This is a genomic window from Cylindrospermopsis curvispora GIHE-G1 (assembly GCF_014489415.1).
GTDB lineage: Bacteria > Cyanobacteriota > Cyanobacteriia > Cyanobacteriales > Nostocaceae > Raphidiopsis > Raphidiopsis curvispora_A.
This window is the reverse complement of record NZ_CP060822.1, coordinates 3,593,090-3,609,512: the sequence shown is the minus strand read 5'-3', so window position 1 is coordinate 3,609,512 and position 16,423 is coordinate 3,593,090. Positions and strand designations below refer to the sequence as shown.

Annotated in this window: 21 protein-coding genes, 1 tRNA gene and 1 pseudogene; 12 read left to right on the top strand and 11 right to left on the bottom strand. The window is 38.6% G+C overall.

All coding sequences use genetic code 11. The features are described from left to right. Nucleotides 1-37: 37 nt before the first annotated feature. Both IAR63_RS16150 and IAR63_RS16145 read left to right on the top strand, forming a co-directional pair. On the top strand, nucleotides 38-637 hold the full coding sequence (locus tag IAR63_RS16150) for a hypothetical protein (protein WP_187705980.1): 600 nt from the start codon (nucleotides 38-40) through the stop codon (nucleotides 635-637). Between the two features lie 120 nt (nucleotides 638-757). Next, complete coding sequence (locus tag IAR63_RS16145; protein ID WP_187705979.1) at nucleotides 758-1,555, top strand: LmeA family phospholipid-binding protein; 798 nt, start codon at nucleotides 758-760, stop codon at nucleotides 1,553-1,555. Nucleotides 1,556-1,614: 59 nt separating this feature from the next. On the opposite strand, the gene IAR63_RS16140 is transcribed toward IAR63_RS16145, so the two are convergent. Then, a tRNA-Arg gene (locus IAR63_RS16140) sits at nucleotides 1,615-1,688 on the bottom strand. A 40-nt stretch (nucleotides 1,689-1,728) separates the two neighbouring features. On the opposite strand from IAR63_RS16140, the gene moaC reads away from it, so the two are divergent. After that, the gene (moaC, locus tag IAR63_RS16135; protein ID WP_187705978.1) at nucleotides 1,729-2,223 is read left to right on the top strand and encodes a cyclic pyranopterin monophosphate synthase MoaC; all 495 of its coding nucleotides are present in this window, start codon (nucleotides 1,729-1,731) and stop codon (nucleotides 2,221-2,223) included. Between the two features lie 122 nt (nucleotides 2,224-2,345). Continuing rightward, nucleotides 2,346-2,672: an STAS domain-containing protein gene (locus IAR63_RS16130; RefSeq protein ID WP_187705977.1), complete on the top strand. Its 327-nt coding sequence runs from the start codon at nucleotides 2,346-2,348 to the stop codon at nucleotides 2,670-2,672. On the opposite strand, the gene IAR63_RS16125 is transcribed toward IAR63_RS16130, so the two are convergent. The 3 genes from IAR63_RS16125 to IAR63_RS16115 form a co-directional block, all read right to left on the bottom strand. Continuing rightward, nucleotides 2,669-3,802, bottom strand: coding sequence for a PP2C family protein-serine/threonine phosphatase (locus tag IAR63_RS16125; RefSeq protein ID WP_187705976.1), 1,134 nt, complete (start codon nucleotides 3,800-3,802; stop codon nucleotides 2,669-2,671). The two genes, IAR63_RS16130 and IAR63_RS16125, sit on opposite strands and share 4 nt — an antisense overlap. 216 nt (nucleotides 3,803-4,018) lie before the next feature. Then, nucleotides 4,019-4,804 (bottom strand): DUF1350 family protein, encoded by a 786-nt coding sequence (locus IAR63_RS16120; RefSeq protein ID WP_187705975.1) that lies wholly within the window; start codon nucleotides 4,802-4,804, stop codon nucleotides 4,019-4,021. Between the two features lie 43 nt (nucleotides 4,805-4,847). Beyond that, entirely contained in the window at nucleotides 4,848-5,561 is a 714-nt protein-coding gene (locus tag IAR63_RS16115; protein WP_187705974.1) for a hypothetical protein, read from the bottom strand. 138 nt (nucleotides 5,562-5,699) lie between these two features. On the opposite strand from IAR63_RS16115, the gene IAR63_RS16110 reads away from it, so the two are divergent. The 6 genes and pseudogenes from IAR63_RS16110 to IAR63_RS16085 all read left to right on the top strand — a co-directional run bounded on the left by IAR63_RS16110 (nucleotide 5,700) and on the right by IAR63_RS16085 (nucleotide 8,476). After that, nucleotides 5,700-6,017: a hypothetical protein gene (locus tag IAR63_RS16110; protein WP_187705973.1), complete on the top strand. Its 318-nt coding sequence runs from the start codon at nucleotides 5,700-5,702 to the stop codon at nucleotides 6,015-6,017. A gap of 97 nt (nucleotides 6,018-6,114) precedes the next feature. Then, nucleotides 6,115-6,474, top strand: a complete 360-nt coding sequence (locus IAR63_RS16105; RefSeq protein ID WP_187705972.1) for a YtxH domain-containing protein — start codon at nucleotides 6,115-6,117, stop codon at nucleotides 6,472-6,474. 14 nt (nucleotides 6,475-6,488) lie between these two features. Beyond that, entirely contained in the window at nucleotides 6,489-6,896 is a 408-nt protein-coding gene (locus IAR63_RS16100) for a hypothetical protein (RefSeq protein WP_187705971.1), read from the top strand. Between the two features lie 57 nt (nucleotides 6,897-6,953). Continuing rightward, nucleotides 6,954-7,187 (top strand): annotated as a pseudogene (locus IAR63_RS18895) (hypothetical protein); the annotation flags it as partial. After that, nucleotides 7,184-7,402: a transposase gene (locus tag IAR63_RS16095; RefSeq protein ID WP_235678296.1), complete on the top strand. Its 219-nt coding sequence runs from the start codon at nucleotides 7,184-7,186 to the stop codon at nucleotides 7,400-7,402. The pseudogene IAR63_RS18895 and the gene IAR63_RS16095, both read left to right, overlap by 4 nt. A gap of 264 nt (nucleotides 7,403-7,666) precedes the next feature. Next, nucleotides 7,667-8,476: a TPM domain-containing protein gene (locus tag IAR63_RS16085; protein ID WP_096545875.1), complete on the top strand. Its 810-nt coding sequence runs from the start codon at nucleotides 7,667-7,669 to the stop codon at nucleotides 8,474-8,476. Between the two features lie 113 nt (nucleotides 8,477-8,589). Here IAR63_RS16085 and IAR63_RS16080 read toward each other — a convergent pair whose 3' ends face one another. The 3 genes from IAR63_RS16080 to queG form a co-directional block, all read right to left on the bottom strand. Beyond that, the gene (locus IAR63_RS16080) at nucleotides 8,590-8,865 is read right to left on the bottom strand and encodes a hypothetical protein (protein WP_187705970.1); all 276 of its coding nucleotides are present in this window, start codon (nucleotides 8,863-8,865) and stop codon (nucleotides 8,590-8,592) included. Nucleotides 8,866-8,991: 126 nt separating this feature from the next. Then, nucleotides 8,992-9,648, bottom strand: a complete 657-nt coding sequence (locus IAR63_RS16075) for an HAD-IA family hydrolase (RefSeq protein ID WP_057176978.1) — start codon at nucleotides 9,646-9,648, stop codon at nucleotides 8,992-8,994. Next, nucleotides 9,623-10,597 carry a tRNA epoxyqueuosine(34) reductase QueG gene (gene queG / locus IAR63_RS16070; RefSeq protein ID WP_057176979.1) on the bottom strand — a complete coding sequence of 325 codons (975 nt, stop codon included), beginning with the start codon at nucleotides 10,595-10,597 and terminating at the stop codon, nucleotides 9,623-9,625. The genes IAR63_RS16075 and queG overlap by 26 nt, the downstream gene beginning before the upstream one ends. 111 nt (nucleotides 10,598-10,708) lie before the next feature. Between queG and IAR63_RS16065 the strand changes: the two genes are divergently transcribed. Beyond that, nucleotides 10,709-11,491 carry a PD-(D/E)XK nuclease family protein gene (locus IAR63_RS16065; RefSeq protein WP_115539396.1) on the top strand — a complete coding sequence of 261 codons (783 nt, stop codon included), beginning with the start codon at nucleotides 10,709-10,711 and terminating at the stop codon, nucleotides 11,489-11,491. 9 nt (nucleotides 11,492-11,500) lie between these two features. On the opposite strand, the gene IAR63_RS16060 is transcribed toward IAR63_RS16065, so the two are convergent. Further along, nucleotides 11,501-11,917 (bottom strand): ATP-binding protein, encoded by a 417-nt coding sequence (locus tag IAR63_RS16060; protein ID WP_187705969.1) that lies wholly within the window; start codon nucleotides 11,915-11,917, stop codon nucleotides 11,501-11,503. A 3-nt stretch (nucleotides 11,918-11,920) separates the two neighbouring features. Continuing rightward, a complete protein-coding gene (locus tag IAR63_RS16055; RefSeq protein ID WP_187705968.1) occupies nucleotides 11,921-13,597 on the bottom strand; it encodes a SpoIIE family protein phosphatase in 1,677 nt (558 codons plus the stop codon). Nucleotides 13,598-13,738: 141 nt separating this feature from the next. Here IAR63_RS16055 and IAR63_RS16050 point away from each other — a divergent pair, with 141 nt between their 5' ends. Then, nucleotides 13,739-14,482: a WecB/TagA/CpsF family glycosyltransferase gene (locus IAR63_RS16050; RefSeq protein WP_187705967.1), complete on the top strand. Its 744-nt coding sequence runs from the start codon at nucleotides 13,739-13,741 to the stop codon at nucleotides 14,480-14,482. A gap of 51 nt (nucleotides 14,483-14,533) precedes the next feature. Here IAR63_RS16050 and IAR63_RS16045 read toward each other — a convergent pair whose 3' ends face one another. Together IAR63_RS16045 and IAR63_RS16040 are read right to left on the bottom strand one after the other, a co-directional pair. Beyond that, nucleotides 14,534-15,070, bottom strand: coding sequence for a DUF4330 domain-containing protein (locus IAR63_RS16045; protein WP_187705966.1), 537 nt, complete (start codon nucleotides 15,068-15,070; stop codon nucleotides 14,534-14,536). A gap of 1 nt (nucleotide 15,071) precedes the next feature. Further along, a complete protein-coding gene (locus IAR63_RS16040; protein ID WP_187705965.1) occupies nucleotides 15,072-16,328 on the bottom strand; it encodes an ankyrin repeat domain-containing protein in 1,257 nt (418 codons plus the stop codon). Nucleotides 16,329-16,423: the final 95 nt, after the last annotated feature.

Below are 16,423 nucleotides of genomic sequence, written 5' to 3'. Positions count from 1 at the left end.
AAAATTTCAGCCAACAATCTCTCACTGCATAATCAAAATGATCGAACCACTTCCACCTAAGAGTCACAAATTTGCAGATCTCTGTTTTATATCAATATGGAGTTTTACAACCATAGCTAGTTTCCTCCTCAGTTTGCTAGTAATTGAAGTCGGTGAAAAATCTGACTTGGAAGTTGTAGATGCGGCTATTGGTGGGTTAGCAATCGCTATTCCCCAAAGCTATATTCTAAGAAGAACTATTCCTCCCTTAAATTGGATTATATCAACAGTTTTAGGATGGGTACTAATTACAATCATGGGTATTGGTACAATAGGCTGGTTTGTTTTATCTTCACACAATTTGTACAATCGTGTTTTAATTAGTATAATTGATTCTGGTATTGGTGGTTTAATTATTGGATTGTCACAGTCCTGTTTAGCTATTCCCCCATCAATTCCCCAAAAATGGTCATGGGTGTTTGTGAATGCTATTAACTGTATACTAGGCTTTACTATTGGATCTATAATTGGTATTTTAACTCGTAAAAGTTCATTTTTAAGTGAAGTGTTTGGTTTGAGCATTGGATGGTTAATAGTGGGAGTTCTAACTAGCATTAGTGCGAACAGGTTTTTAAAAATAGATGAGGCTAAGTACTAGTAAATAATCAATCTTTATCCTTCTCCACTCGAATTTTTGATTAATAATCCGGGGATCTCTTGCATAATTCTTCACAATTTGTTACAAAAATATAAAGAACTTCTAGAGACCCAGAATCTAATGTTAAGCGGACTTGCTGGTTTAACAGATCCCAAAGGTAGCGACTGGGGAGAGCGAATGCTCAATACAGTTGCCAGTCAAACGATTCGCCACTTATTTACCCAGAGCGAGTCAGTAGAAGTCCTTGTGCGTTGCTATCCTTCCAGCAAACTTTTGCAGGGGAGTATTGATAGCTTTAAGATGAGTGGACAGGGCCTAGTTATCCGTAGAGACTTCGCTATAGAGGAAATGTGTTTTGAAACTGATGCTGTGTCTATTGACTTTAGCTCGGTTTTAAGTGGCAAACTTAAGCTAAAACAACCCACACAAGCTGTGGCACAGGTAGTATTATTGGAATCAGGTATCAATCATGCTTTTAAGGCTGAATTGGTGAAAAAGCGTTTAATAAACCTTTCTGAACCAGCTTTAATGGAAATATCTAACGGTCAACCGGTTTCCTTTCCTGAAATTAAAATACAGTTATTACCTGAAAATCGCTTACATCTTATAGCTAAAGCTGACATTAACAATGGCGAACTTATACCATTAAATATGACAGTTAGTATAAGTATTGAAAAACGAAGACGGGTTTCTTTTAAAGATGCCAGATTCCAATTGGATGAGGTACCAGATGAGCAGCGAGACATTTCTCAAAGATTAGGCGCAGCTCTGGTCACGATTTTAGACGGGATGGTGGACCTAGACCGGTTTGATTTAGATGGGGTAAAAATGCGGTTAAATCGTTTAGAAACCCAAGGTCAAAAGTTAATTTTTAGTGGATATGCGGAAATAGACCACATTCCTCAAAGTGGATACTAAAAGGATAACCGACCATCGTGGTCGGTTATCCTGGAAGTGGGGATGGTTGGTACCCAAAACGGGCGAGGAGGGATTCGAACCCCCGACACCGTGGTCCGTAGCCACGTGCTCTAGTCCACTGAGCTACACGCCCTTAGTCAACGAATATTATATTAGCATACCCTTTGGAAATTATGCAAGAGTTTTTGCCAAAATCTTCTGATCTTTCTCATCTCACTACCCAGGGAGAGGTGCAAATGGTTGACATATCAGGAAAAATCCCCACGATTAGGGAGGCGATCGCCATGGCCAGGGTGCGGATGTTACCAGAAACTCTGGCTGCGATTGAAGCGGGAAATGCACCGAAAGGGGATGTATTAGCTACCGTTAGGATAGCTGGCATTATGGCTGCTAAACAGACCCCAAACTTAATTCCTCTTTGTCATCCCTTACCTTTGCAAAAGGTCACAGTGGAGATTAGACCGGATGAAAAACTACCCGGGTATGAAATTTACGCCACAGTTAAAACCAAGTCAGAAACCGGTGTGGAGATGGAAGCTCTCATGGCTGTTTCTGTAGCTGCTTTGACTTTATACGACATGACTAAAGCTTTAGAAAAGTCTATCCAAATCCAATCTATAGGTTTAGTGAGTAAAACGGGTGGTAAATCTGGTTCTTGGCAAGGTTGATCCTTTAATATCTAATAAATCTAATAAATGATATTGAATTAGCATATCGAATTTTCTTGGTTGTTATATACTGGAGAGAAAACAGCCAAATTAATATCAAATAGAGTAAATACAAAGTAATTATGAGTAAGCAAGTACAAACTCTCACCCTTACGAAAAATTTAAATTCCCAAAATGCATTAGAATTTCAGAGAAATATTGCCAAAATTGTAGAGACTAAAGCCGAAGTGGTTTTAATTGATTGTCAACATATTACTTTTCTAGACAGTCGCGGTTTAGGATATCTGGTGTTGGCCTTTAAAAATTTACAAAAAGCGGGCATTAAAATGGTACTCTGTTCCCTGAATGAACAAGTAAGAATGATATTTGAATTAACCAGTATCGATGAGATATTTGAAATATTTGCTACCCAGGATGACTTTCATCGAGAATTGGTGAATAAGACCTAATCAAATTTAATCTGGATGATGGCTAGGTCATCATCAAAAGTTTCTTTGGAGTTTAAATTAACCAAATATTTTATTACATATTCAAGTTGGGAGTTAGGTAGATTTTGCGACCTAACTAATAACTGAACAAACTGCTCTAAACTCCAAAGAATTCCATCAAAATTAGTAATTTCATAAGCTCCGTCACTGAAAATATAAAGACTACTTAATTCTCCAATTTGAAAAATTTCATCCACATATTTAGCTTGGCAAAACATACCGATGGGCATACCCGGAGTTTTGAGAAGGGTTATATGAACATTAGGAGATTTTGGTGACAGTAAAACTGCTGGTGGATGTCCTGCACTAGCATAGGTTAATTGTCGATTTACATGGTTATATACACCATACCAAATTGTGAAGTACTTCTCGGTTTTATCATCAGTTTGAAAAGCATCATTTAAAGCTGATAATACCTGACTAGGTTGATAATAATTTACTCCTTTAAGTGCCCGAGAACGAAGTAAATTTAACACGGAAATTGCGGGGAGAGTGGCCCTAAGTCCATGACCAACAGCATCCAATAGATAAATTACCAGGTGGTCACTATCTAACCAATAATAATCAAAACAATCTCCTCCTAATTTTCGAGAAGGTAAGAACATATAATCAATATTCAGTGGTTGATTAATAGGTAGTGGTAAAAGAGACTTGACGTAGTCTGTAGCTTCTGACAGCTCGGTTTCTAACAATAGCTTTTGGGTTTGTAAATCTCGATTTAACTGATGTAGACGTAGTCCAGCTCTAACTCTAGCTTGTAGTTCATTTTGTTCAATGGGTTTCGAGATAAAATCATCTGCTCCTGAGTCTAGTCCTTTAACCCGATCTGATACTGAATCTAAGGATGTTAATAAAATAAAAAATGTACTGGATAAATTTGGGTGATTTTTAATAAAATTACAGACCTCTAAACCACTTAATTCAGGCATCATCCAATCACAAATAATCAGAGCAGGAGGAGAAGCAACAGCTTGTAAAATTCCCTCTCTCCCATTACTGGTTGTGATAACTTGATAATGCTGTTTTTCTAAGATCCTTTTGAGAAGGATTTGGATTGAAGAATCATCATCAATTACTAAAATTTGGAACATAAGGTTTAGAAGATTTATATCATCAGTATTCTATTTAAGTAGGGAGGCACAATTATTTGTAGGATGGGTTGAGGAACGAAACCCATGCGGGCGTTGGGTTTCATACTTCAGCCCAACCTACGTTCATCTTATATTTAATTCCACCCACCCACTTACATTATGTCCACAAATTAGGAATCTAGAATGAAAAGCTGATAAAAACTTGAGCTATTTATGTTAATCCGATAAAGACTCTAGAGGGTTAAGCCAGAATAGCATTACTTTTTGCAGCTGGTGTAAATCTCTATAAACCTCTTGTTTAAACCACTGGGCTATAGCATCTAGGGGAGTAAAGGAATTTCCTGATTGCCATTTAATGTCTTGACCTAAAGGAGTTGTGTGGTTTCCGGAGAGAGTTTTTACGGTAACCATTTGAGAAAAACGGTTTTTTAAAATTTTCGTTAACTCTGCTGATTGATCTAAATTGTCATTGTGGAATTTGATTAATAGGTTGCGTCTAATCTGATAGGATTCTTCGATAATTTGATTAGTTTCTGTGGGTGTGGGACTAAATTCAATCATTAAATCACTCATGAAGGTAGAATTTAGTTGCTCCACTAGAGGAATAGCATCTTTAGCAGTGTAGTTATTAAAGGAAATCAGAATGTTACCCGCTCGCTCCACTTCAAAAAGACTGCCAATCAGTAATTGCAGCTTACAACCCATGCTGTGTCCAACTCCATAAATTGGTAAGTATAATTTATGTAATTCCCCATAATAATGTAGACGTTCCAAAGTCCTTTCAAAGTTCAGTAGAACTGATTGGGCGATCGCCCGGTGATCTAGTCCATTAACAAATGGTGTAGCAATTATGACGTAACCTTTGTTAGCAAACTGCTCTAATAACCAACGGTAGGTCAAATGGGGTGCACTAGCGACAAATGCACCTCCCAAAAAATGAATGATTCCAATGGGGTGACGGGGAACAATTACCCAATTACCTCTTATTTCTTTCCATTCCATATCAATAACCTTCTATTGCGGGGGAGAGATAAAAATTTTTAGACTAGTCTTGTAGTTTTTTCATTTCTTGCTTAATATCCATAGCGATTTGTAATGCTTCATTTAGCAACCGGTCGTGTTCTGCTGCCTTTTCGCTAACTGCCATAGTGCTTAAACTGGATAAATCATGGGTAAACAGATCCGAATTAGTTAAGATAAACGCTTTATTCTCTCGTAAAATTCTTTCTGTTTTCAATGCTCTGACTAAATCTAACTTGGTGAATTTTAAAGATCTAATCACTTTATCTCTGTTTTGTATACCCACTGCTGGATTACCTGCTGCTTCTATTTGATCATTAATATCTATGGCATGAATAACAGAATTATATCTGGAAACGTCATTTAATAAGACCTTTAGGGAGCTGGTCATGTTCTTCTTGAGGAAGTGGGTTTTGTACTTCCACCACAAATATAACACCCCTTGGCTAACAACACTTAGGCAACCCAGGGTTAAAATAAGTAATATCCACGATGGTAAAGTAATCCAAACTACTAATTCTTTAACTAACCAATCGAAAAGCAAATATGTAAAAATTAGAATGGAAGAACTAATAAAAACCGCTGTAGCTCCCTCAGAACCCTGGACTTTTACCAGTAATAACTTCCCCAACTGGTACAGGGAATCGGTTATAATGGGGAGTTGATTATCTACGGGTAAGTTAGTTAGGTCTTGCAATTCTTTATATGTGATTCGCAGACTCTTCAGATCGTCACGCACAACCCCTCCAACTCCACCAATTTAGGACTGATCAAATTATTAATAACTCTTGTAGATTTGTCAATAAAACTGTGAACTGTGGTACATTAATTGTTGAGTTTTCAGTACCTAAACAGCAAAAACACTAACCACAGCACCATGGTAACCATAGTCATAGTTTTCCTGACTAATATCGTGATTTCACTGATGCTAGTATACCTAGCGTGGCAAATGTGGCAACTTAAACACAAGTTGACAATAATAGCCAATAATCTAGAAAGTAAGGAATCAGCTATTTATGGGGTTCTAGCCACAATAGGGGATAATATTAATGGAGAACGAGAACAAATTTATCATTGGAGACAAAAGCAGCAAATGCTAAAACAGCAACTTCAACAGGCTTGGCAAACCTTTCAACTGTTGAAACTTCTTACCACCTCTGGTTGGAGATTATTAGCCCAGAAAGTACAAAAATAGCCCATTCAACCGCAAAAGAATTATACTGTTCCTATCCCTAGCTCAAGACTGGGAGTTTTTCGCAAATTTCTGTTATAAAGAATTAAAATGTCTTATTATGTCTAATAATCGTTCCGGAATATTTATTGGTGGTGTAATGCTGGGAGCTACAATTGGAGCTTTAGCAGGCTTGCTTGTTGCACCCCGTACGGGCAAAGAAACCCGTAAGCTCTTGAAAAAATCTGCGGATGCTTTACCAGAATTGGCAGAGGATATATCCACCAGTGTGCAAATCCAAACAGATAAACTCTCAGCTAGTGTGGTTAGAAACTGGGATGACACCTTAGATAGGTTGCGAGATGCGATCGCATCAGGAGTGGAAGCTACACAAAGGGAAAGAGAGTCATTAAACAGAGTAAAATCTCATAATGCTGATGAAAATCCAGACCATCTCAACCAAAATCCAGAAAGTCTATAAATTCTAGTGTCACCGTGATTGATCCTCTATTTTGGCTGGGACTATCTTTACTATTAGTAGCTACTAGTCTGAGTGTGGTATTAGTAGTGGCCATACCCGCTGTGCAAGAATTAGCACGAGCTTCTCGTAGTGCTGAAAAGTTCTTTGATACTCTTTCTAGGGAGTTACCCCCTACACTAAAAGCTATCCGCAATACGAGTTTAGACATCACGGATTTAACTGGAGATGTCAGTGATGGAATTAAAAGTGCGGGTCAAGTAGTTAGACAAGTAGATCAAGGTTTAAACACTGCTAAAAAACAAGCTGAGAATGTGGAAATTGGCACTCGCAGTCTACTAGTTGGTGTGAGAACTGCTTGGAAAACCTTTACCAATCCACCATCCAATAAACGGAGCTTACAGGGAATCCGCACTAAATCATGACCTCAATAGCTGTACCTACCAACAATTTTCGAGAATATTTGGTTTTTGATTATTTAGGGTCAAAAACGTTTCTACTTAGCGGATATTAAACGCATCACTCCCAGAGACTTAGACAAGCTAGAGACTCCCATTACAATCAATTATGCAAGAGTCTCTAGTTATGAGGAGCTTGAAACTGAGGTGGTGATTGTTAACAAATCATCAGAAGAAATCAGTTTTGAACAAGAACTTGTACAGGACATGATAGAGTTGATTCAAGTGTTTTCCAGTGGTCTTTTAACAAACAGGTGACTCTATTCCGTCAACATTGCGGAGTAGCTAGACATGCTTACAACTTTGGTTCTAAGAATCGAGCTAAGGCTACTTCTAAACTGGCTAAAACTCATGCTAAAGTGTCAAACATCCGCAAAGATGCCACTCATAAACTCACTTATGATATCGCTAAAAACCAAAGCGTTATCAAAATTGAAGAATTGAGTATCAAAGCATTTTTAACGATGGTTTGAAGGAATTCATATTCCGATTCGTTCGGATCAAACGGTAAGCTCTACCGAGATAGCTTGTGGAGTAGACAAACCTCTCAAGATGATTCTTGAGACTACGATGAAACAGGAAGTAGGTTCTAAAGTCCAGAACTGTAAAGGTCTGAGTAGCTTTGGGTAGATCCTATAGAGCGGTAAAGTAAACAATTGTAAAGAAATATCACTTTTCCCGTAACCTAAAAATAGCAGTTGTTTACCCTCACCTTTAATACTCGTATAGAAAAGTCTATGCAGCATTCCTTTTGTCAAAAAATTCTAGTATCCATTGCAGTTTTTGTATTTGCTGCATCTATTTGGGTGATGAACTCACCATTAGCTCTAGCATACGAAAATCCCGATTTGCTACCTGATACCTTTACCCCAGTAGTTGACCTAGCCAAAACTTTACCCGATCCACAGGAAGAAAAGTTAGTAAAAGAATTAGAGCAGTTTGAGGTAGATACTGGCTGGAAGTTGCGGGTATTGACTCAATATGACCGGACTCCAGGGAGAGCAGTAATTAAATACTGGGGACTAGATGATAAAAGTATTCTCCTAGTTGCAGATGCACGTGGTGGTAACATTCTGAGTTTTAGTGTGGGAGATGCAGTTTATGAGCTCTTACCGCGTACATTTTGGATTGAATTACAAACTCGTTTTGGCAATCTCTATTTTGTGAGGGAGAATGGTGAAGATCAGGCTATTTTACAAGCACTAAATTCGGTGAAAGGTTGTTTAGCTCAGGGGGGTTGTAATGTGGTTCCCGGATTACCCAAAGAGCAATGGATACTTACCCTCATTACCTCAGCTATTGGCGGGATAATTTGCGGATTTGCAGCCCAACCTCGCAATGATAAACAAGTGTTTGCTTGGCAATGGGCGTTAATTTTTTCACCGTTGTGGGGAATTTTGTTTATTGCTTTTGGTATTGCTCCTGTGATTACCCGTACCAGTGATTGGGTTCCCTTGGTCCGCAATATTTCTGCCTTTTTGATAGGTCTGTTGGTGGCTTATCTTTCCCCCGTTTTTAGCCGTCCTGTTTCTAGGAATGAGTCTTAAATTTAGGAATGGTGAAGTTGTTCATTTTTTCCTCACGCTGAATTTTTCCATAATTTCAGTGTTTGTATTAATGATTGAATTTCACCATGCCACCAGTTTTTAAAAACTATAGTCTAAAAAAGGCTATCAATGGTTTCGTAGTCATACTCTGCTATAACTTCATTAAAAACTGCATTGGCTGTACAACTGTTGGCACCTGCTTGATTTTCTACAGGGGTCATAAAGGGACGGAGATCCACCTGTGGTGGTAGTTCTTCTTCGCTAAACCTCTGTGTATCGTAGAGTTGAGAACCAGGAATTCTTGAAGGGGAGGAGCTACAACCGCTCAGTGCTCTCCATTCACCTGTTTTGCGATCTACAACGTAGGATAATACAGCTTTTTTAGACATAAACTCTGATGTGGATTGCCCACAAAAATAATTATCAAAATTCTATATTAGGTATGCTATGAAATGTCACACAAAAAATTTGTAATTCCTCAATAATTCCCTGGTAGATTCTATAACCTCATGCTTTTAATTTGGACTAGGTTCAGCAAATGAATGATTAATCGCTTCCAGCAGTTCCCTGGGATGATCAATCAAAAAGTCAGGATTTTCCCTAGCTAGTGCTTCAGGAGAATTAAACCCCCAAGTAACTGCTATAACTTGCACATTGGCTTTTTTAGCTGCTTCTATGTCTCTGGTTTCATCACCTACATAAATGACAGTCTGGGGCTTAATTTGTCTTTGTTTAATTACACTACTCATGATAGTATTCTTACCAAAAATTGTTACCCCCGAATGAACAAATTCAAATAGATTGTCCAACTGATGACACTTGAGAAATTCATGGACATTCTCTTGTGCATTAGAGGTAATAATCCCTAATTTATATCCCTGATTACTTAGCTCTCTTAGTGCTTCAGGAATTTCTGGTATGGGTTGTAAATCCTTGATTTTATTTTTTAATTCTCCTTTCACTCTTTTAACTAAAAAGGGTATTTTAAATAGGGATACACCTGAATACTTAATAATTTGTCTAGCAGTTAAATTTCTTAATAGTTTTAATTCCTTAGCAGATATTTGCATATAGCCAAACTCCCGGGCTAGACGATTAGCAATTGTTACCAAAGCGTCTAATGTATCTGCAATTGTGCCATCAAAGTCAAAGATGATTACTTTTTGAGTCATTATTTAGTTTCAATGTGGTAAGATTAGCACGGGCATTTCTACGTAACATTTTTGGTTTAATCCGTCTCAAAGCTGATGCAGTAAATTTTTCATTCCATTGCTCATCAGTGATCTCCGATAATTCTAACAGCTTGGGTGCTAAATTTCCAGGATAGGGATGAAAATCTACCACATCTGTTACCTGGGAAAACCGCTGATTCCAAGGACAAACATCTTGACAAATATCACAACCAGCAACCCATCCTTGTAAATTTCTTTCTATGTTTATTGGCAGGGTTTCTCCTCTATTTTCAATAGTATGATAGGCAATACATTTATTGGCATCTACAACAAATGGCTGGGTAATTGCTTGTGTTGGACAAGCTTCTATACATCTGTTACAAGTACCGCAGTGTTGGGTAGCTGGAGTATCTCCCTCTAATTCTAGATTAGTTAATACTTCACCTAAAAATACCCAGGAACCATATTCCCTAGTAATCACATTACCGTTTTTGGCAATCCAGCCAATACCCGCTTTCTCAGCCCAAACTTTGTCCTGTATGGGTCCTGTATCCGCATAATATCTGGCTTTTATACCCTCACCCTGTGATTCTAACCAGGTGGCTAATTGTTTGAGCTTTTTATGCAGAATTCTATGATAATCTCTCCCCCACCCATAACGGGATATCTTCCCATACTCTCCCCCCAGGGGACGGGAATGGGGTGTATAATAGTTTATCGCTACACAAACGAGCGATCGCACTTCTGGCATGAGTAATTTTATATCTTCCCGTTTTGGATTGGTCATCCAATCCATGTCAGCATGATAACCCAGACTTATCCATTTCCTCAACCTTTCCTTTTCTTTACTCTCCACCCCCAATACAACTGCGACACCAACTTTATGGAATCCTAATTTATAGGCTTTTTCTTTAATGGTATGAGTACTTAAGCTAGTTAAAGAGGACATGTGGACACAGGAGTTAGGTAGTTTGATTATACAACAGATAACAGATAGCGAAAAACCCTAGTCTAAAGTTTGGAGTATAATGGAGTTGTTCCTAAGCAAGGATGAAAAACAGTGAACCAAGCGGAAATTAGTACTCTCATTAGACAACAAATGGAACAACTAATTGTGGAAGACCCTGTGATCAAGAATTTGATTTTAGGTTCCATGTCGCAATATTATATTGGAAGACAAGACGCGGATAGTAAATTCGACCAGACTCTGGCACAATTGCAGTCTTATCAGGAAGAGCAGAATCGTAAATGGGAAGAGCAAAATCGCCACAATCGTGAAATCATGGCACAATTGCAGTCTTACCAGGAAGAGCAAAATCGCCACAATCGTGAAATCATGGCACAATTGCAGTCTTACCAGGAAGAGCAAAATCGTAAATGGGAAGAGCAAAATCGCCACAATCTGGGAATTTTAGAAGAAATTAAACAAATGAACCGGAAACATGAAAGTACAGTTGGTTCCCTAGGTTCGCGATGGGGTTTATCATCGGAAGCAAGCTTCAGAAATGGACTAAAAGGAATTTTAAAAGATTCTTTTGGCGTGGAAGTGTTGAACTTCCTTGATTTCGACAATGAAGGAGAGGTTTTTGGCAGACCAGACCAGGTGGAAATAGATGTGATTATCAAAAATGGTTTGGTAATTTTATGTGAAATTAAATCCTCGATTGACAAAGCAGGAATGTATATCTTTGATCGGAAAGTAGCATTTTATGAAAAACATCATCAAAGAAGAGTTGATCGCAAATTAGTAATTTCTCCCATGGTAGACCCAAGAGCTTTGTCAGTAGCACAAAACTTGGGGATTGAGATTTATAGCTATGCTGAAGATGTAAATAGGATTTAGTAAACCGCCCTATAAAGGAATGGTCGTTTCCAGCTTGAGACAGTTAGCACCATTGACCTGTAAATGATATTCAACCTTATCCATCAACCGATTCATAATCAGCCAACCATAGCCACCTTCTTGTTTTTGTTCAGGATGGGGAGGGAAGTAGGTGGTTATGTCAAAACCATGTCCATAGTCCCAAACTTCAATAGCTAGTTTCTGATCTGTCAGTTCCAGACGCAATAGAATTGGCACATTTGGTTTATCTTTATGAGCATGACGAACTGCATTTGAATATGCTTCAACTAGTGCAAGCCGTAAACGAATAGATTGGTTTGACCAATCCAGAGAATTCCTCAAATGTTGTTTTAAGTATGCCAACAACCAGTTTTCAACCGTGTTGACAAAACTTAAATCACTGGGTACATAAAGTTCACTTTTCATCGTTTACAAAATTTCCAGAGAGAGAATGGTCTGATCATCTTCTTGAACAGGATTATCGCTTTGAATTCGAGCGATTAGCTGTTCAAGAGACAGAGGTTGAGGTTGTTCCCGTATAAGTTGCCAAATACCTTCTTGATTTAGTATAGACCAAGTTAGTGCCTGAGTGCCACTGTTATTTTTAATTAGTGATTTGGGGCTTATTGTTACTTTTGCTTCCGTAATACCGTCGCTAAGAAGTAGAAGGGTGTCTTTTGGAGCGAGAATTAATCTACCAGACTGTGATGACAGCTCAGGGAAAATCCCCAGAGGTACAGTGCGGGTTGTGAGATATTGAGGTTGGGCTAAAGAAGCTGGGTATGACCATAATAGGGGATAAATGTGTCCAGCATTAGCATATATGAATTCTCGAGTAGTTTTATTATATTTAGCAATGACAAGAGTAATCAAATAATTTACACTGATCAGGTCTTCAGCTAGAGCATAGTTGAGATTTTGCAAGACAATATTTGGCGGTGGTGGTGATTCCTGAGATAATTCACGACGCAAAAGAGAAATAGCACTAGCCATAAATAAAGCTGCAGGTACACCCTTACCCGAAACATCACCTACTGCTAACCACAGTTCACCAGATGGATGGAGAAACACCTCAAAAAAATCTCCCCCCACTTCTCGTGCGGGGTAACAGCACGCCTGTATTTTCAACCCGTCAATTTTTGGTAAAGTTTGACGCAGCAGATTGTTTTGAATTTGACGTGCTACTTGCAGTTCTTGGCGAGTCTGTTCTTGTTTCTCTTTTAAGCTTTGGTCAAGCTTGGCCTGGTAAAGGGCCAGGGATGCTTGTTTGGCTACATCTCCAATCAGTTCCATATCGTCCTGCTCCCAGGGTGTTTCCATAGTGCATTTACACAGGGTCATCACCGCTAACAAATCGTCCTGATAAGAAAAGGGAACTATTAAATAATGAGCATGATTGACCTTATCTGTATATTGAACTACTTGATATTTTTTTCCCAATATAATTTTTTGAATTAAGCTTAATGACTCCTTAGGTAAGTCAGGCGTTAGACAATCAAAGTCACAGTACAAAAATATAGATGTTTTTAGGATATCACCTTCTACTAACCTTAGCAAACAACTACTAGCTGCAAATGTCTCTCCAATTGTAGCTACTATTTTATCAAGGGTACTTGTATAACTATGGGAATCCCTAAGTACCTTAGTAATAGCATTAAATAAAGACTCTCTTTTTAAAGCCTGACGTAACTCTCTCGTGCGAGTTTTTAATAAATTGTAAGTATCCCTTCCCTGTTCAACTAATGCTCTAAGTTGTTGGGGTTTCCATGGTTTGGTAATATATTTGAATACTCGACCTGAGTTAATTGCATCTACTAAATCTTCAACATCAGTATAAGCAGTAAGAAGAATCCGAATGGTATCAGGAAAACGTTCAACAATTTGACTAAGAAATTCTGTACCCTTCATATCTGGCATTCTTTGGTCAGAAATAATCACTGACATTTCTCCCACCTGATCCAGGATAGTCCAAGCATGATTGGCGCTGTTAGCTTTATAAACCTCAAAATCACGCCAGAAAGTGCGATACACCAGGTCTAGGTTGTCCGGTTCATCATCTACCACCATTAATTTAGGTTTTTGCACATCATTGTCATAGTTAACCATACTACTGGGCTGAAAAAGTGGAGGTCAGGATAGGAAAAAACTCCCAGCCTTTTGGGAATAAAACCGTCAAAAGTTTCCGAAAAATTTGATAAGCTAGTGTAAAGTTTGGTGTGAGCCTAGTTTAGTCTAATTTAAAATACGATGTTAACCTATCAGTCACCTGAAAAATTTTCCGTTTTGGGGTTACCGGTTCATGTGGTGGAAAATTACCCCCATTGGTTAGTAGAGTGTCTCCAACAGGGTAGAGGAACCCATGTGGTAACTCTCAATGCGGAAATGACTATGCAAGCTAGACGGAACCCAAGTTTGTCTATGGTTATTGAAAACGCTGACCTCGTTATCCCAGATGGCGCAGGAGTGGTATTGTATTTACGTTTCATACTCAAACAGCAAGTAAAGCGTTTTCCTGGTATTGAATTAGCAGAAGGTCTACTCCAAGAACTGGGTAGAAAAGCACCATCTACAAGGGTATTTTTTTATGGCGGATCTCCAGGAGTAGCAGCTAAAGCTGTGGATTTTTGGCAACAACAAGTTCCTAATTTGAATTTTGTCGGTACTCACTCTGGATATCATTCCCCAGAAACTGAAAAAACACTACAGGAGACCCTAACCGAGTTACAACCTCAAGTCATTTTTGTGGGCTTAGGAGTTCCCCGTCAAGAACTATGGATCGCTAAAAACCGTACCCTGTGCCCTCAGGCGATTTGGATTGGGGTGGGCGGTAGTTTTGATATTTGGTCTGGTGGCAAAACTCGTGCACCCCAATGGTTGGCAAATAATAATTTGGAATGGCTTTATCGTTTATATCAAGAACCTTGGCGCTGGCGCCGAATGCTGGCTTTGCCAGAGTTCTTATTTCAAGCTCTAATCTCAAAAAGCCATTAAAATGGAAACGCTTTGTAACATTACTTCATATATATGGACAATTAATCAAGGTTACTTACCATCTTTGAGGCGAATATCAATCACGGAGGCGTTAAAGTTGTAGTTAAACCCTTCCAGTTCAAAGGGCATGCCAATTTTTACTTTACTGTTCCCCAACACTGGCCCATTGTCCGTAACTTGTGCTTTACCTTCCAAAGTTAGTAGAAAATCCGTACTAAAATTATTACTTCTTGGGTCTGGCATTTCTTTAATTGAACCATCTGGTTGGGGTACTAATAGGGTTCTCTTTAACTCTTCAATGGATTTAATCCCGATTTGTCCGTAGGGTTGGTTCCGAATAATCACATTCGTCTTACCACCTTTGGTAAATCCCTGTTTAAACAGTTGCTGACTATCTCGGACATTTAAACCTCTTACTATTAGGTCTACTTCTATGGGAACTGTTTTTGTACCTATCTGAGCTACAGAACCGGAAGTCCCAGGAAATATAAAAATGCCAATTATCACTAGCAATATTACTAGTGCTGCACTTAGATCTAGAAGGTTAATTTTACCAAATAGCCGCCCCTTGGCATCTAGAATATTCATTCTACTCCTTCGCACCTGCTTGTATTAATAAATTACTTGTCTTCGCATAATTGTTAGATTTGGCAATCATTAAGGCTGTGTACCCACCCTGATTTTTTATGTTTACATTCGCTCCAGCTTGAATTAGTATATTCACCGCTTGGGTATATCCTTGTGCAGTGGCATACATTAGGGGTGTTACACCTGCTGGGTCTTGTAGGTTCACATTTGCTCCTTTTGTCAGGAGTAGTTCAAAAATTTCTGGATGGTTACCAATTATAGCTTTAACTAGGGCACTGTTGCCATCTTCAGCTATAACATTGATATTAACCCCACTTTCCAATAAAACCTTGACCGTTTCAGTATGTCCTTGGAATGCTGCCAAGGTCAAGGGGAATTCCCCCAAATTCTTTTTGCCCCCATCTGCTCCTGCAGCGAGTAGAACCCTAACTATTTCTTGATACCCTTGAAATGCTGCTAAAATTAGGGGTGTGTCTCCCAAATTGTTTCTGATTTCTAGGTTAGCACCCCTATTTACTAGGGTTTGCACTGTCTCTAGGTGGTTTTCGACAACGCTAAAGTGCATAGCTGTTTCACCTTCTTGATCCTGGTGATTAATTTCTGCACCCCCATCTAACAAAACTTGCACAATTTCAGTATGTCCGCCAGCAGCAGCAGCTAGTAGTGCTGTAGTTCCATCACTATTCTCTAGGTTGGGGTTAACACCATACAATAAAAATGTTTTCACTATGTCTAACTGACCATTATCCGCTCCCATAATTAACAGGCTTTCAATTTCACCCTTAATTTCACTGTTTTTTAGGAGAATATTCAATATAGCCGTATTATTTTGCCTAATTGCCAGCTTAAATGCATCCTCATTATGTTGGTCTACAATTTTTGGATTTGCTCCATATTTTAACAGATTTTGTACGGTCTCAGTGTGACCTTTTTCTACTGCTATCATTAATGCCGTACTTCCATCTTCATTGACTGCATTTGTATTTGCTCCTTGAGATATTAGCAATTTTACCACGTCAACTTGATTATGTGCAGCAGCTAACATTAATGCTGTTAAACCATAGAGTTTCCTGGGTAAATCAATATCAGCCCCAAACTCCAATAGGCAACTTACAATCTCTGTGTAGCCAAAATTAGCAGCAAACATTAATGCTGTCGTACCATGGCGATCGCCTGTATCTACTGGAAATCCGGATCCCAGTAATTGACGAACCTGCTGAACATTACCATTTTTTGCCGCTATAAGCAAATCATTCATCTCATTAACCTCACTTTCAGTAAATACAACTAGTAACGCTGTTATAATTAATGAATTTTTATCATCAATAACCCAAGGAAATCAGTTTTTGCCGT

Coding starts and splice junctions, on each gene's coding strand:
- IAR63_RS16055 (WP_187705968.1), bottom strand. CDS start 13,597: ATGGTTAACTATGACAATGATGTGCAAAAACCTAAATTAATGGTGGTA.
- IAR63_RS16110 (WP_187705973.1), top strand. CDS start 5,700: ATGGTAACCATAGTCATAGTTTTCCTGACTAATATCGTGATTTCACTG.
- IAR63_RS16080 (WP_187705970.1), bottom strand. CDS start 8,865: ATGTCTAAAAAAGCTGTATTATCCTACGTTGTAGATCGCAAAACAGGT.
- IAR63_RS16130 (WP_187705977.1), top strand. CDS start 2,346: ATGAGTAAGCAAGTACAAACTCTCACCCTTACGAAAAATTTAAATTCC.
- IAR63_RS16075 (WP_057176978.1), bottom strand. CDS start 9,648: ATGACTCAAAAAGTAATCATCTTTGACTTTGATGGCACAATTGCAGAT.
- IAR63_RS16040 (WP_187705965.1), bottom strand. CDS start 16,328: ATGAATGATTTGCTTATAGCGGCAAAAAATGGTAATGTTCAGCAGGTT.
- IAR63_RS16085 (WP_096545875.1), top strand. CDS start 7,667: ATGCAGCATTCCTTTTGTCAAAAAATTCTAGTATCCATTGCAGTTTTT.
- IAR63_RS16125 (WP_187705976.1), bottom strand. CDS start 3,802: ATGTTCCAAATTTTAGTAATTGATGATGATTCTTCAATCCAAATCCTT.
- IAR63_RS16150 (WP_187705980.1), top strand. CDS start 38: ATGATCGAACCACTTCCACCTAAGAGTCACAAATTTGCAGATCTCTGT.
- moaC (WP_187705978.1), top strand. CDS start 1,729: ATGCAAGAGTTTTTGCCAAAATCTTCTGATCTTTCTCATCTCACTACC.
- IAR63_RS16145 (WP_187705979.1), top strand. CDS start 758: ATGTTAAGCGGACTTGCTGGTTTAACAGATCCCAAAGGTAGCGACTGG.
- IAR63_RS16050 (WP_187705967.1), top strand. CDS start 13,739: ATGTTAACCTATCAGTCACCTGAAAAATTTTCCGTTTTGGGGTTACCG.
- IAR63_RS16045 (WP_187705966.1), bottom strand. CDS start 15,070: ATGAATATTCTAGATGCCAAGGGGCGGCTATTTGGTAAAATTAACCTT.
- IAR63_RS16105 (WP_187705972.1), top strand. CDS start 6,115: ATGTCTAATAATCGTTCCGGAATATTTATTGGTGGTGTAATGCTGGGA.
- queG (WP_057176979.1), bottom strand. CDS start 10,597: ATGTCCTCTTTAACTAGCTTAAGTACTCATACCATTAAAGAAAAAGCC.
- IAR63_RS16060 (WP_187705969.1), bottom strand. CDS start 11,917: ATGAAAAGTGAACTTTATGTACCCAGTGATTTAAGTTTTGTCAACACG.
- IAR63_RS16120 (WP_187705975.1), bottom strand. CDS start 4,804: ATGGAATGGAAAGAAATAAGAGGTAATTGGGTAATTGTTCCCCGTCAC.